Origin of the sequence: Rhizobium mongolense subsp. loessense, from assembly GCF_900099775.1 — a bacterium.
GTDB lineage: Bacteria > Pseudomonadota > Alphaproteobacteria > Rhizobiales > Rhizobiaceae > Rhizobium > Rhizobium loessense.
In genome coordinates this window covers 96,848-111,059 of sequence record NZ_FMTM01000014.1, presented here as the reverse complement: position 1 = coordinate 111,059, position 14,212 = coordinate 96,848, and the positions used below count along the sequence as shown (strand labels likewise).

Here is a 14,212-nt window from a genome sequence, read left to right as displayed (position 1 = left end):
GCAGAGCACCTAAGGTGGCGGGAATGTTGGTTCCGTCGCTGGCAGGAACTTTTTGCCGAAAGCTGCGTTTGTCTGCTGTCACCGAACTCGACCAAGTCGATGACATTCATGGGGCTCGCCGACATGACAGGAGGCGAGCTCCTTCCGTTTCCCTGGTTTGCTCAAAAATAGATCGACATCTCCAGGTCCTGGTCGAAATCCCCGAAGCCCTTGCCGAAAATATTCATGCCGCCCGGATTGTCCGCCTTCTCGTCAATGCCGATGCGAAAGCGAATGGAATGATGATCGGCAATGCCGAGCGAGGCAATCGTCTGTGTCGAGACCATCGCACCATCGATCCAGGTTCCCTTGTCGTCGATCGTCCAGGTCTTGAGCTTGCCGTACTGCGAGCCGCTGAGTTTCCACCAAGCCGGCGAGTACATGCCGCGCCGGTCGCCGAAATCGCCCGGTGACGTCCAGTGGCCGGCCTTGATGCCGTTCACCCAGATCGAGATGTCGGATGGCCAGTTGGCATTGGTCGCCGGCGTCTCGGAGCTGAGCTCCGCCGAAAATTCCACCTTGCGGATCTTCCGGCCCGTGACCTTGGCATTGTTCGGAAATTTGTACTCCACATAGCCGCGGGTGAACCACAAAAGTGCGGCCTGCATGCGCTGCGGGTCGAGGAAGACTTCCTGCACGTCCAGCATGCCGATGACGTTGTTAACCGAGCACAGGCCGCAGGGCGCCTCCGCTTCGAATTCCGTGAAAAGCCCGATCGGCATGCTGACGGTTACGACGTCTTCGGCAGACTTTGTGCCACTGGCGCCGAAGCGGATCAGAATTTCGTCGTAAATGCAGGAGCAGACCTTCTGATTACCCTTCGTCGCCTTCATCGTCTGCGTCTGTATCAGCCCTGCCTGTTCCAGCGCCTTCAAGTTGGTCGCTGCCGTCGATTGCGGCAAGCCCATGTGACCGGCGATGTCGTTCACATTCAAGGGGCCTTGCTGGCGCAGCAGGTTGAGGATTTCGATACGCGTCGTTGAACCGAGGGCCTGTACGACTTCGGCATCCTTCATCGGATCGACGGTTAGAAGCTTAGTCTCCATGCGCTACTACTGGTTCTCCAGTCTTTCTCGGCTGTACTTCGCTGATACCATGCAGGGTTGCCGGTGTCGCCGCCTTTTCTATGTGTGCCGGCCCGCGCCTCGGGAGAGCTGCCGCGGACCGGCTGGGCCTTCTCACCTCGGCCCGAAAGGTGTTCTTCATTCGTCTACCCCTTGATGCCGGAAGAGAGCATCAGCGCCTGCGTCACGCGCTTCTGGAAGAGCAGATAGGCAACTGCGACGGGCATGGCGGCGAGGATCGCGACGGCCATGTCACGGGCATATTTGACGCCGAAGGCATCGCTGATCTGGGTAATGCCGACGGTAACCGTCATCATGTCCTCCGAGCTCGTGACTAGGAAGGGCCACAGGAAGGCGTTCCAGGCCATGATGTAGGTAATGATCGCAAGTGCCGTGGTAATTCCCCAGTTCAGCGGCAGATAGAGCTTGAAGAGGATCTGGAACTCCCCGCAGCCGTCGAGCTTTGCCGCTTCGCGCAATTCCTTTGGAACGGAATCGAAGAACTGCTTGTAGACGATGACGACCACCGGAACGATCAGTTGCGGCAGGATGATGCCACCCCAGGTATTGATCAGGCCGAGCCGGTGCATGAGCACGAACTGCGAGACCACAAGAGCCTGCGACGGCACCATGAAGCTCGCGAGGATGATGCCATAGAGCAGTTTGCGGCCCGGAAAGACGATCTGCGACAGCGCGTAGGCGCACATCACGCTGATCAGGATTACGACGATCGTGACGGTGACCGAGGTCACGATCGAATTCATGTACCAGGTGGCGAGATTGGTATTGAAAAGCGCGAAGTAATAGGCCGAAAAGTTGAAGACGTCCGGAATGAAGGTGGTTTTCGATACCACCTCCTGCTCCGGTTTGATCGATGTGACGATCGCCCAATAGATCGGGAATGCCCACATGCAGGCGATGCACAGGGTAAGGACGAGAAGAAGCGCGTTGCCGATACTCTTGCCGGGCATGTCTCAGCGCTCCCTTACGCGCAGAAGCTGGTATTGCAGCACGGAAACGACGACGATGATCAAAAAGAGCATCACGGCCACCGCCGAGCCGACACCACCATGATTGAGGCGGAAGGCCTCGCGGTAAACAAGCTGCAGCAGCACATAGGTCGAGTTGAAGGGTCCGCCTTCGGTCATCAAATAGACCTGGTCGAAAATCTTCAGCTGCAGGATAAGCTGGAGCGTGAGAACAAGCGCCGTGACCGGCCAGATCAGCGGCCAGGTGATGCGACGGAAGCACTGGAGGCGCGTCGCACCGTCGAGCATCGCAGCCTCATAATAATCCTGCGGAATATTGCGCAGTCCGGCGATGAAAAGCAAAAGGTTGAAGCCGTTCGTCCACCAGACCGTGACGAGGGCCACCATCGGCATGGCCCAGACGGGATCACGGAAAACACTGATGCGCTTGCCGGTGAAGAATTCGATGATGTACTGCGCGATGCCGAACTGCTGGTCGAGCACCCATTGCCATATCTGGGTCACGACAGAAACCGGCAGAATATAGGGGATGAAGAAAAGCACGAGTATCAGGCTCTGCAGCCACCCCTTCAGCCGCACGACCATCAGCGCCAGACCAAGGCCGATCAGCGTGTTCGGAATGACGGTCAACAAGACGAAATAGCCGGTGTTCGACACGGACGTATAGAAGAGCTTCTGGCCGAAAAGCTTCACATAGTTGCCGAAACCAACCCATTGCCCGGCGCCGATCAACGGCGCGTCGGTGAAGCTCAAGGCAAACATCTTGTAGACCGGGTAGGCGAACACGACCAGATAGGCGGTCAGAAACGGCGCGATCATGATGATCGCCGTCAGCGTCTTGCCTCGTCTTTCACTGCTGAACACTAAGCATCTCCTTCAAGCGCAAACGCCGGCCGGAGCGTCGCTCCGGCCGGCGAATTTTCACATCTGGCTCTTCAGTTCTTCGCGCATCTGCTCGATCGCGTCTTCCGGTTCGAGCTGCCCGTTCAATGCCGGAACCACGAAGTTCTGCGTCGCCTCATAGATCGGGCCTGCGACGCCTGCGAGTTTGGAGACCGGATCGAAGGCAGCCGTGTCTGCGAGCTTCGCATAGGTCGCGTTCGGCTGCATTTCCTTGAATTCCTTGCTGTCGGTCACGGGCTTATAGGCCGGAATGTGACCCGCACTCGCCCAGGAGATGCTATGCTCGTTCATCCAGTTGATGATCTCGAGTACGATCTTCACCTTCTCCGGAGCGATCGGCTTGGCATCGCTGTTCGGGATCGCGAAGGAGTGCGAGTCCGCCCAGGTCGCCTGCGTACCCATCAGGTTGGGGATTTCGATGGCACCCCATTCAAAACCGAGATTGCCGTTCTTCTGCAGGTCGACCATGGTCGGCACCTCCCAGACGCCGTTGATGTGCATGGCGGCCTTGCCGGAGGTGAAAAGCGCAATCGAGGCTTCATAGGAAATCAGTTTCGGCGAATAGCCGGTGGAAACCCAGTTCGCCATGGTCTGCAGCGCCTTGACGCCGGCATCGCCCGGCAGGATCTCGTCTGCGTCGATGAACTTTGCGCCCTGCTGTGAAAGCAGGGTATAAAAGACGCGCCACATCGATCCGCCTTCGTCGGTGTGCAGCGACAACGGATACTCGACCTTGCCGGTTGCCTTGATCTTCTCGAGCGCGGCATTGAAATTGTCGAGCCCGTCGAGACCCTTGGGCAGACCGTCGTCGCCCAGCAACCCGGCCTCTTTCAAAATGGTCTTGTTGTAGTAAAGGACGATCGAATGAACGTCGAAGGGAATGCCATAGACCTTGTTGTCAAAAGTCGCCTGTTTCCAGGCCGCATCGACGTAGTTTTCCTTCTTGATTCCGGCAGAAGCGAGCTCTTCATCCGAGAATGGCCGCAAGATCCCGGTCGGGACGGCGAGCGGATAACGCGACATATGATAGGTCATGATGTCGGGCTGCTGGCCGACGGCTGCCGACGTCTGCACCTTCGTATAGAAGGGAACGCCCCATTCAAGCGTCGTCGCGTTGATCTTGATGTCCGGGTGGGTGTCGTTGAACTCCTTGATGAGCGCCTTCATGCGGATACCGTCACCTCCGCTTAAGAAATCCCACCAGGTAATGTCCGTCTGTGCGAATGCCGCTGCCGAGGGCAGCAATGCGATTGCCGCCGAAACGGCCAGTTTCAATAGTTTTTTCACGTCGGTTCCTCCTCGATAAATTCATGGGTTGCGACCATCCCGCGATACGAAACGGTGTTGGCTGCAGACCTCCTCCAAGGCCTGCATCCTCATCCTGCATTCACTTCCGAAATCCGGGCTTTGACGCCCGAATTGCGGCTATCAGCTGAGCCTCCTGCCTTCGCTGTCGAAGGCCAGCATTTCGGGGACCCTCAAAGAGAGGTTGATCTTTTCCTTAGGCTGCGGACGGCTGTCGCGGCACTCGACCGTCATTTCCGCGCCACTCGCAGTCAAAATGTGCAGGTAGCCGGTGCCGCCGAGCTCCTCGGTGAACTCGGCCACGGCCGGAAGCGTCACAGTGCCTTCGCTCGCCCCGAGCCCGATATGCTCCGGACGGACGCCGACATGGACGGAGGCGCCGGCAGCAACACCCGTACGCGTCGGCAGATCGAACGAGTGGCCGGGCGCGTCTTCAAGCTCGACGCGCAAGAAGCCTTGCCCCGCCTTTACGACTTTTGCCTTCAGAAAGTTCATGCCCGGCGAGCCGATGAAGCCTGCGACGAACATGTTTTGCGGATCGCGATAGAGCTCGAGCGGCGCGCCAACCTGCTGGACGACGCCTCCTCTCAGGACGACGATCTTGTCGGCAAGCGTCATCGCCTCCACCTGGTCATGCGTGACATAGACCATGGTCGCGCCGATCTGCCGGTGCAGCCGGGCGATCTCCATGCGCATCTTTACGCGCAGTTCGGCGTCAAGGTTGGACAGCGGCTCATCAAAAAGGAAGACGCGCGGCTCGCGCACGATCGCCCGGCCGATCGCCACGCGCTGGCGCTGGCCGCCGGAAAGCTGGCTTGGCTTGTGATCCAGATAGTCACCGAGACGCAGAATGTCGGCCGCCGCCTTGACCTTCTGCTGGATCTCCGCTTTCGGCCGACGTGCGATCGACAGGCTGAACGCCATGTTTTCGAAAACGGTCAGATGCGGATAGAGCGCATAGGACTGGAAGACCATCGCCACGCCGCGCTTGGAGGCTTCCCTGTGCGTCACATCGTCGTTTTCGATGCGGATTTCCCCGCCGCTCGTCTCCTCCAGCCCTGCAATCATTCTGAGCAACGTCGACTTTCCACAGCCCGAGGGACCGACAAAAACCGCGAACTCACCCTGTTCGATCTCGATATCGACGCCATGAATGACCTTGAACGAGCCGAACGACTTGCTGACATTCGTCAGCTTGATACCAGACATGCATCCTCCCGATTGTCGTTTTCAACGGGGCGGCTCCTCCGCCGCCCCGTTGGCAATCAGTTCACGCCGAGGCGACAGACAGCAGTATGAAATGATAGGATTTTGCCGGCAGGGCCCCGATGAGCGCACCCTCGTCGGTGATGGAAAGACCCGCGCCCGCCTTTGGGACGATGCGCTCCTGGTTCTCGACCGAGTTCCTGGCTTTCAGATCCTCGCCTGTCATGACGTGATGCTGCACGATCTTGAGATCCTTGAAGCCTTGCAGGTCGACGCTGAAGTCCAACGCCTCGTCAAGGCTGCGGTTGATTGCAAAGAGCGCTATGGTCTTGCCATCGTCGTGCAGCACCGCCGACAGATCGAGATAGGGCACGTCCTGCGCGACCTCGCAGTCGTAAGTCGGGCCGGATGACGACACCGACAGCGCCGTGCCGCGACCGTATTTCGAGGCAAATTGCAGCGGATAATAAATCGACTGGCGCCATGCCGGACCGCCGGTCTTGGTGAGGATCGGCGCAATCACGTTGACGAGCTGCGCCATGCAGGCGATCTTGACCCGGTCAGAGCGGCGGATGAACACATTGATCAGCGAAGCGACGAAAATCGCATCCTCGAGATTATAGAGCTCTTCGAGGAGCGGCGGCGCTTCCGGCCAATCCCAGCTCGCGATCCGCTCGCCGTCTTCCTTGCGGTCGTGATACCAGACGTTCCATTCGTCGAAGCAGATCTTCACATCGCGCTTCGACCGCTTCTTCGCCTTGATGTAGTCGATGACGCCGCCGATGGTGACGATATAGCGATCGAGCTCGATCGCCTTGGCATAATAGTTCAGCGTGTCGTTTTCTTCGTTGCCGAAGTACTTGTGCAACGAAATGTAGTCGACACTGTCATAGCTCGCATCGAGAACCGTCGCCTCCCATTCGGGATAACTCTTCATCTTGTCGTTGGACGAGCCGCAGACAACCGTCTCCAAGGTCTTGTCGAAATATTTGAAGGCCTTGCTGACCTCGTTGGCGAGGTGGCCGTACTCGGCAGCACTCTTGTGGCCAACCTGCCAGGGACCGTCCATCTCGTTTCCGAGGCACCAGATACGGACATTGTGCGGGTCCTTGTAGCCGTGCTTGGCACGAAGGTCGCTCCAGTAGGTTCCGCCCGGATGATTGCAATATTCGAGGAAGTTGCGGGCATCGTTCAGTCCGCGCGAGCCGAGGTTCATGGCGAGCATCATCTCGGTGTTGGCAAGCTTCGACCAGTCGGCGAATTCGTTGATGCCCACTTGGTTCGCTTCACGTGTTCGCCACGCGAGATCAAGCCTTGTCGGACGCTGGTCCCGCGGGCCGATACCGTCTTCCCAATGATAGGCCGAGACGAAATTGCCACCCGGATAGCGCACGATCGGCATGTCGAGATCGCGCACCATATCAAGAACATCGGTTCGAAAGCCGTCCTTGTCCGCCTTGGCATGGCCCGGTTCGTAGATGCCGGTGTAAACGGCGCGGCCCATGTGCTCAAGGAAGGAGCCATAGACCCGCTTGTCGACGGTCGAGATCGTGAATTCCCGGTTGAGGGTGGCTTTTGCCCGCATGAATGTTCCTCGTTTATTGAATTTGATTTTTCCGCAAGCTAGACTTGGAAGTTTTTTATTTCAAGTATTTTGTTTTGTATCAAAAAATCGGTTTCATATGTTGAGTGTGTGCGGTTGGCGAACGTATTTTCGCCCTGGCCAGCTGCGCATTTCAGCTTCGCATCCGACCGGCCGTGATCCACTTGAAGGATCGCTGCTCTGGCGTGACATTGACCGCAGAAACTGCGATTATGGGCATCCGATCGAGAGGAACCGTCACCAGGACGATCCGAGGCAAGGATCTCTTTGCACGTTCGCATCGTTTCCTCTTCGGGGACTTCTTTGGCGGCTGGACGGCAGATCGTCGCCGGCTGTTGAACAGCGATCGTCAACCAGGAAACAACCTTGACCTCGACGAAGCGACCCGGGAACGGACCCCAAGCCGAAAACGATCACCGGGGACCGGCGAATTTCCCCCTCCTCGTGCTCGGGGCCCTCGGCGTCGTCTACGGCGATATCGGCACAAGCCCGATTTATGCATTCCGCGAAGCCCTGAGAGTCTCCGGTCAGATGTCCGGAATAGTCGATGGCAAGCAGATTCTCGGTTTGCTTTCCCTGATCGTCTGGGCATTGACCTCCATCGTCGCCATCAAATACGTCGGCTTCGTCTTGAAAGCCGATAACAAAGGAGAAGGCGGCACGCTTTCACTGATGTCGCTTGCCCGAGAGAGCCTTGAAGGCAGGCCGGTTTGGGTCCTTGTTCTTGGCATTGCCGGCGCGTCGCTGTTTCTGGGCGATGCCATCATCACTCCTGCGATATCGGTATTGTCGGCGGTCGAAGGCCTCGAGGTGGTCGCCCCGCAGCTTTCGCACTGGGTCGTTCCGACCACGGTTGCCATCATAACGGCACTGTTTCTCGTTCAACGGTTCGGGACGGGCGGTGTCGCATCGGTATTCGGTCCCGTCACCGCATTATGGTTTTTGACACTCGGCGTCTCCGGCCTTGCGCACATCCTTGAACAGCCCTTGATCCTCTCGGCCATCAATCCGCTTCACGCCATACAATTTCTCGGCACGCATACTGGAATTTCAGTGCCGGTTCTGGGCGCAGCGTTCCTGGCGGTAACCGGCGCCGAGGCGCTCTACGTGGATCTTGGGCATTTCGGGCGCAAGCCGATCGTCTTTGCCTGGTTCGCGCTGGTGTTTCCAAGCCTGCTTTTGAATTATTTCGGTCAGGGCGCATATGTCCTCGGCCATCCTGAGGACATCGAACATCCCTTTTTTGCGATGCAGCCCGAATGGGCGCAATTTCCTGTGGTCGTTCTCGCTACCGCTGCAACCGTCATTGCCAGCCAAGCGGTCATTTCCGGGGCATATTCTCTTATCCGCCAAGCGATGCATCTCAATCTTCTGCCGCGCTTCAGCATCCGCCATACGTCGGAAACTCAGGCCGGACAAATCTACATGCCCCAGGTCAACACATTGTTGTTTGTCGCCGTCATCGCCTTGGTGACCACGTTTCGAAATTCCAGCGGTCTTTCCGCCGCCTACGGGATCGCCGTCACCGGTGAGATGCTCATTACCGGTATTTTACTTTTCGTCGTCGCGCGACGCGTCTGGAGATGGCGACGGACGCTTGCATTGATCGTAATCGCTCCGCTGATCTTGATCGACACCAGCTTCTTCATCGCCAACGTCGCAAAGTTCGGACAAGGCGGCTGGGTTCCCGTCGTCGTGGCCCTCACCGCCGCGTTTTTGATGCAAACCTGGATTTCCGGACGTCGCTTGCTGACAATTAGGACGAGGGCGGACGAGGTCCCCCTCACGATGATCATCGACAATCTGACAAGGAAAAAGCCATCAACCGTGCCGGGAACTGCAGTGTTTCTGACAAGTGACGTCGAAGGCGCGCCTACTGCTCTCTTGCATAGCATGAAGCACTACAAGGTGCTGCATGAGCACAATATCATCCTCAGCGTTCTGACGTCCCCGTCACCTTATGTCGCCGATGACGAGAAAATCTTCCTTGAGAGCCTGCATCCCCTGTTCAGCCGCATCGTCATCACCTTTGGCTATATGGAGACCCCCAACATTCCCCGCGCCCTTATCCTGGCGCGCAAGCTCGGCCTCAAATTCGATATCATGTCGACGACCTTTTTCCTGTCGCGCAGGACGATCTTGCCGTCCGAAAAGGGCGGCATGCCGCTGTGGCAGGATCGGGTGTTTATCGCACTCGCGCACAATGCCAGCAACGCAACTGAGTATTTCCGGCTCCCGACCGGGCGTGTCGTCGAACTCGGGATCCAGGTGACGATCTGAGCAGCTGTGTTCAGCCCTCCATCGGCGCGGTGCCTGGCGTCCCGCTTGCGAGCGCAAAGCTTTCTTCGTGACGAAGGCGAAAGATGCGAATGACGGCACACCGTTCGCCGGCCGACATAAAACAGCCGTCGAACCGGCCGTCATAGGCAATGGTCGCGCTTGCCTTCTGCTTCTCTCCCCAAGGGTCGCTGTCCAGAAAATTGCCGCCAGGGTCTTGAGATACGAGCAGGCTTGCTTCTGGCAGATGACCGCCGATCTACAACTTCGGCGTCAGCATCTCGAAGCGGTCGCGGACGGTGGAGCAGATGTCGCCGCCAAGGCGGGCGATCGCATCGACTGCTGCTGGGTCAACGTGAAAGCGCTCCGGATCGACAACACCGTCGCGATAATGCGCAAAGACGATTTCACCGAGGATAACCTGGCGCGACTTGCCAAGCTCCAGCGTCACATGCCTGCGGCATTCGAAGGCGGCAGGAGCCTCGGCAATCCAGGGCGAACCGACCTTTTCTCCGGGCATGGCGGTCAGACCCGCCTCCTTCAGTTCATCGACACCGCGCGGATACTTCGCGCCGCAGACATGCATCGCCTCGGCGATTGAAAAGGAAACGATATTGACGGTGAAAACCTCGGTCATGCGGATATTGTGGGCGGTATCCTTAAACGACATGTCCGGATGGTTCTCGACGCCCAGCGCCAGGATCGGCGGGTCGGCCGAGAGGCAGTTGAAGAAGGAAAAGGGTGCGGCATTGATGCGGCCCTCCTCGTCCACCGTCGTCACCAGCGCGATCGGACGCGGAATGATCGTGCCGATCATCAGCTTGTAGCGCTCGCGTTCGCTCAGTGTCGCAAAGTCGAAGGAGATGCTCATATCAGCTTGCTGTCCGCATTGGGGCAAATCTGCTCATCGCGCCCGTGAAGGCCTTGGGAAGCGGCGAGGCATAGGAGCCGCGCTTGCTGGTCGAAAGTCCGAGCGACACCAGCGCTTCGGCCTGCTTCACGGCCGCAGCAACGCCATCGACGACCGGAACACCATAGATCTCCTGCAAATCGCGCGCGAGATCGGTCATGCCCGCACAGCCGAGCACGATTGCTTCCGCACCATCTTCCGAAAGTGCCTTTTCGATCTCAGCCCGAAGCTTCCCGATGGCACCGGAGGCCTCGTTTTCGAGTTCGAGCACGGGGATGTCGGATGCCCTTACCTTCGCCCGACCGCCCATGCCGTAGCGGCGGACAAGATTGTCGATGAGCACGCGGGAGCGCTCCAGCGTGGTAACGACCGTGAAGCGTTGCGCCAGGAAGCCGGCCGTCGCCACCGCAGATTCGCAAAGGCCGAGCACCGGCACATTGGCAAAGGCGCGCGCCGCATCAAGGCCGGTGTCGTCGAAGCAGGCGACGACCGCCGCGTCATAGCCAGCCTCCTGGCGCTCCTTCAGCTCCATCAGCAGTCCCGGGATTGCCAGCGCCCCGTCATAGTGGCCTTCGATCGAAACCGGTCCCATACGGGACGTGGCAGCGATGATGTCCGTCCCTGTTGCGGCGACGGCGCGTGCGGCGATAGCAGCCTTTTCCGTCATCGAGGCCGTCGTATTGGGGTTTACCAGCAATATGCGCATGTCATTTGATCTTTGCCTGCCGCCGGCTGAGCATCATCATGATGCCGAGCGCGACGAGGATAATGGTAAAGGAGAAGAGGGTCGTCACGGTTCCGAGCGCATAAAGCACGGGCGTCGTGACGTTCGTCGTCATGCCGTAGATTTCGAGCGGCAGCGTGTTGTAGGTGCCCGACGTCATCAGCGTGCGGGCGAATTCGTCATAGGAGAGCGTGAAGCCGAAAAGGCCGACGCCGATTAGGCTCGGCAGGATCATCGGCAAGACAACGTGCCGGAAGGTCTGCCATGAGCTTGCGCCGAGATCGCGCGCCGCTTCCTCATAGGCCGGCGAGAACCGGTTGAAGACGGCAAACATGATCAGCACGCCGAACGGCAGCGTCCAGGTGAGGTGCGCGCCGAAAGCCGAGGAATACCAGGCAGGCTTCAGACCGCCCTGCTGGAAGACGACGCCGATGCCGAGCGAAATGATGATCGAGGGAACAACGAGGCTCGCAACGGTCGCATAAAACAGTGCCGTCGAGCCCCGGAATTTCCGGCGGAAGGCCAGACCTGCGAGCAGCGAGACGACGACGGTGACGATCATCACCATCAAGCCGAGCGAAAAGGACCGTTTGAAGGATGCGCCGAAATCGCCGACGGCCTGCTTTTCGAAAAGGTTGAAGAACCAGTGAACCGAAACCCCGTTCAGCGGGAAGGTCAGGCCACCGTCCGGCCCCTGGAACGACAGGATCAGGACCGCCGAGAGCGGGCCGTAGAGAAAGACCACGAAGACGGCAAAAAAGGCCGCGAGCACGTAGAATTCGACGGTTCGCTTTTCATGGTTCATCTCAAAGCTCCTTGCGGATGTCGACGACGCGCAGAATGGCGGCGACCATCAAGAGCACGACGACCAGAAGCACGACAGCATTGGCGGCAGCCGCCGGATACTGCAGCAGCGACATCTGGTTTTTCATCATCAATGCGACCGAAGCGCTCTGGCCGCCGGACATGACCTGCACGGTGGAAAAATCCGCCATCACCAGCGTCACGACGAAGATCGTACCGATCGCCATACCGGGTTTTGCAAGCGGGATGACCACGTTCCAGAGGATTTGCCAGCCACCGGCACCGGCATCGCGCGCCGCCTCGAAGAGCGAGCGGTCGATGCGCATCAGCGTGTTGAAGATCGGCGTCACCATGAAGAGCGTATAAAGGTGCACCATGGCGAGTACGACGGCGAAATCGGAATAGAGCAGCCACTCAATCGGCTGCGGAATGAGGCCCATCTCAATCAGCGTCGTATTGACGAGCCCATTGCGGCCGAGCACCGGAATCCACGAGATCATGCGGATGATGTTCGACGTCATGAAGGGGACGGTGCAGACAAGGAAGAGGATCATCTGCGTCGAGGTCTTGCGGATATGGAAAGCCAGGAAATAGGCGACCCAAAAGCCGATGAGGAGCGTCAGCGCCCAGACGATGACGGTGAATTTGAGCGTGTTAAGGTAGATCTTCCAGGTGACCCATGAACCGAGCGTCTCGGTATAATTCATGGTGAGGAAGGCGGGATAGAGCCCCGCAAAGTCGTAATCCCAGAAGCTCACGACCGCGATCATCGCGATCGGCAGCAGGAAGAAGAAACCGAGGATCAGAACGAGCGGCAGGGCCTGGAAATAGGAAATCGCAGCCAGCGGCAGGCGAAAGCCGCCACTTCGAACGCGCTCAGCCTTCTCACCGGGTTGTGCGGAAGCGATCGTTGCCATCTTCTGTCCTCTTAGACATTCGCGGAAACCAAAATGGAAGGGATCCGAAAGACCCCTCCCCAGCCCTCCCGCAGAAGGAGGGAGTTTCTGCCGCGACCGCTCCGGGTCCCCTCCTTGTGTCGGGAGGGTTGAGGAGACGAACGCGGCGAACATCTTATGCGGCGATGAACTCGTTCCAGCGGCGGACCATGTAGCGGTCTTCGTCCATGACCGAGTTCCAGCAGGCAACAGCGCCCATGCGGGCCTCGAAGGAGCCGCCATCGCGGACGGCGCCGGCCTTCTCCATGACCTTGCCTTCCGGCGAGAGAATATCGCCCTGCGCCGGCTTGCCCTCGATCCAGTAGCCCCATTCGTCGGCCGACATGAAGCCCTTGGCGGTTTCCATGCAGGCAGAGTAGTAGCCCTGGCGGTTGAGGTAGCCGCCGACCCAGCCGGACGTGTACCAGTTGATGTACTCGTAGGCGGCGTCGAGCTGAGCGCCCTTGAGGTGCGAGGCAAGGCCGAGACCGCCGCCCCATGCGCGGTAGCCTTCCTTGAGCGGCTGGTACTTGCAGGCAATACCCTTGGAACGGACAGCGGCAACGGCCGGCGACCACATGGACTGGATGACGACCTCGCCCGACGCCATCAGGTTGACCGACTCGTCGAAGCTCTTCCAGAAGGCGCGGAACTGGCCTTCGCTCTTTGCCTTGATCAGGAATTCAATCGTCTTGTCGATCTCTTCCTTGGTCATGTTGCCCTTGTCGGCATATTTGATGTTGCCCATGGCTTCCATGATCATCGCGGCATCCATGATGCCGATCGAGGGAATGTTCAGGATCGAGGTCTTGCCCTTGAACTTCGGATCCATGATGTCGGCCCAAGTGGTGATCTCGCGGCCGACGAGATCCGGACGGATGCCAAGCGTGTCGGCGTTGTAAATGGTCGGAACCATCGTCATCCACTTCGTCGGCTCCTTGGCGAAGGTCTTGGAATCGGCGCCCTCGACGAAGCCGACCGTATGCGGTGCAGTACCCTGCGCAATGACGCTGTCCGGCTTCATCTTGCCGTTGATGAAGAGCGGCACGATCTTGTCGAAATATTTGAGCTTCGACGTATCCATCGGCTGGAGGACGCCGGTCGGAAAGACTTTCTTGGCAATCCAATATTCGATGTCGGCGATGTCATAGCTGTCCGGCTGGGTGACGGCACGCTGGGCAGCAGCGTCCGAGTCCGTTGCCGTCATCTCAAGCGTGATGCCGAGGTCCTTCTTGCACTGTTCGGCGATCGCATTGATGTTTGACACGCCCGTGCCGAACTGGCGAAGCGTGATGCTGGACTGCGCCCAAATCGTCGGAAAGCCGGTGATCAGCCCCGAGCCGGCGGCTGCGCCGATGGCGGCAGCGCCCGTCTTCAAAAGCGAACGGCGGGAAATGCCCTTCTCAGCCTTGGTTGTCTTCGTTTCAGTCGTCATGTCAGTTCCCCTTTTTTG

12 protein-coding genes are annotated in these 14,212 nt (G+C 58.7%); 1 reads left to right on the top strand and 11 read right to left on the bottom strand.

Translation table 11 applies throughout. From position 1 onward, the window contains the following. Positions 1–161: 161 nt before the first annotated feature. The 6 genes from BLP23_RS29080 to arfA form a co-directional block, all read right to left on the bottom strand. Positions 162–1,085, bottom strand: a complete 924-nt coding sequence (locus BLP23_RS29080) for an ArsR/SmtB family transcription factor (protein ID WP_092588188.1) — start codon at positions 1,083–1,085, stop codon at positions 162–164. Positions 1,086–1,249: 164 nt separating this feature from the next. Next, the gene (locus BLP23_RS29075; protein ID WP_092588187.1) at positions 1,250–2,074 is read right to left on the bottom strand and encodes a carbohydrate ABC transporter permease; all 825 of its coding nucleotides are present in this window, start codon (positions 2,072–2,074) and stop codon (positions 1,250–1,252) included. Between the two features lie 3 nt (positions 2,075–2,077). Further along, entirely contained in the window at positions 2,078–2,911 is an 834-nt protein-coding gene (locus BLP23_RS29070) for a carbohydrate ABC transporter permease (protein WP_092588213.1), read from the bottom strand. 102 nt (positions 2,912–3,013) lie between these two features. Continuing rightward, the gene (locus tag BLP23_RS29065) at positions 3,014–4,282 is read right to left on the bottom strand and encodes an ABC transporter substrate-binding protein (protein ID WP_092588186.1); all 1,269 of its coding nucleotides are present in this window, start codon (positions 4,280–4,282) and stop codon (positions 3,014–3,016) included. A gap of 141 nt (positions 4,283–4,423) precedes the next feature. Further along, positions 4,424–5,509 (bottom strand): ABC transporter ATP-binding protein, encoded by a 1,086-nt coding sequence (locus BLP23_RS29060; protein ID WP_092588185.1) that lies wholly within the window; start codon positions 5,507–5,509, stop codon positions 4,424–4,426. Between the two features lie 61 nt (positions 5,510–5,570). Then, the gene (gene arfA / locus BLP23_RS29055; RefSeq protein WP_092588184.1) at positions 5,571–7,091 is read right to left on the bottom strand and encodes an arabinosylfuranosidase ArfA; all 1,521 of its coding nucleotides are present in this window, start codon (positions 7,089–7,091) and stop codon (positions 5,571–5,573) included. A 462-nt stretch (positions 7,092–7,553) separates the two neighbouring features. Here arfA and BLP23_RS29050 point away from each other — a divergent pair, with 462 nt between their 5' ends. Further along, positions 7,554–9,389 (top strand): potassium transporter Kup, encoded by a 1,836-nt coding sequence (locus BLP23_RS29050; RefSeq protein ID WP_233426856.1) that lies wholly within the window; start codon positions 7,554–7,556, stop codon positions 9,387–9,389. Positions 9,390–9,645: 256 nt separating this feature from the next. Here the strand turns inward: BLP23_RS29050 and BLP23_RS29045 are convergent, their stop codons facing one another. From BLP23_RS29045 to BLP23_RS29025, 5 genes are all read right to left on the bottom strand, one after another. Next, entirely contained in the window at positions 9,646–10,257 is a 612-nt protein-coding gene (locus BLP23_RS29045) for a flavin reductase family protein (RefSeq protein ID WP_092588182.1), read from the bottom strand. A gap of 1 nt (position 10,258) precedes the next feature. Next, entirely contained in the window at positions 10,259–11,002 is a 744-nt protein-coding gene (locus BLP23_RS29040; protein WP_092588181.1) for an aspartate/glutamate racemase family protein, read from the bottom strand. 1 nt (position 11,003) lies between these two features. After that, positions 11,004–11,825, bottom strand: coding sequence for an ABC transporter permease (locus BLP23_RS29035; protein ID WP_092588180.1), 822 nt, complete (start codon positions 11,823–11,825; stop codon positions 11,004–11,006). Position 11,826: 1 nt separating this feature from the next. Then, positions 11,827–12,741 carry an ABC transporter permease gene (locus tag BLP23_RS29030; RefSeq protein WP_092588179.1) on the bottom strand — a complete coding sequence of 305 codons (915 nt, stop codon included), beginning with the start codon at positions 12,739–12,741 and terminating at the stop codon, positions 11,827–11,829. Positions 12,742–12,895: 154 nt separating this feature from the next. Continuing rightward, positions 12,896–14,194: an ABC transporter substrate-binding protein gene (locus BLP23_RS29025; RefSeq protein WP_092588212.1), complete on the bottom strand. Its 1,299-nt coding sequence runs from the start codon at positions 14,192–14,194 to the stop codon at positions 12,896–12,898. Positions 14,195–14,212 lie beyond the last annotated feature (18 nt).

Coding starts and splice junctions, on each gene's coding strand:
- BLP23_RS29075 (WP_092588187.1), bottom strand. CDS start 2,074: ATGCCCGGCAAGAGTATCGGCAACGCGCTTCTTCTCGTCCTTACCCTG.
- BLP23_RS29030 (WP_092588179.1), bottom strand. CDS start 12,741: ATGGCAACGATCGCTTCCGCACAACCCGGTGAGAAGGCTGAGCGCGTT.
- BLP23_RS29080 (WP_092588188.1), bottom strand. CDS start 1,085: ATGGAGACTAAGCTTCTAACCGTCGATCCGATGAAGGATGCCGAAGTC.
- BLP23_RS29025 (WP_092588212.1), bottom strand. CDS start 14,194: ATGACGACTGAAACGAAGACAACCAAGGCTGAGAAGGGCATTTCCCGC.
- BLP23_RS29045 (WP_092588182.1), bottom strand. CDS start 10,257: ATGAGCATCTCCTTCGACTTTGCGACACTGAGCGAACGCGAGCGCTAC.
- BLP23_RS29060 (WP_092588185.1), bottom strand. CDS start 5,509: ATGTCTGGTATCAAGCTGACGAATGTCAGCAAGTCGTTCGGCTCGTTC.
- BLP23_RS29035 (WP_092588180.1), bottom strand. CDS start 11,825: ATGAACCATGAAAAGCGAACCGTCGAATTCTACGTGCTCGCGGCCTTT.
- BLP23_RS29040 (WP_092588181.1), bottom strand. CDS start 11,002: ATGCGCATATTGCTGGTAAACCCCAATACGACGGCCTCGATGACGGAA.
- arfA (WP_092588184.1), bottom strand. CDS start 7,091: ATGCGGGCAAAAGCCACCCTCAACCGGGAATTCACGATCTCGACCGTC.
- BLP23_RS29070 (WP_092588213.1), bottom strand. CDS start 2,911: ATGATCGCGCCGTTTCTGACCGCCTATCTGGTCGTGTTCGCCTACCCG.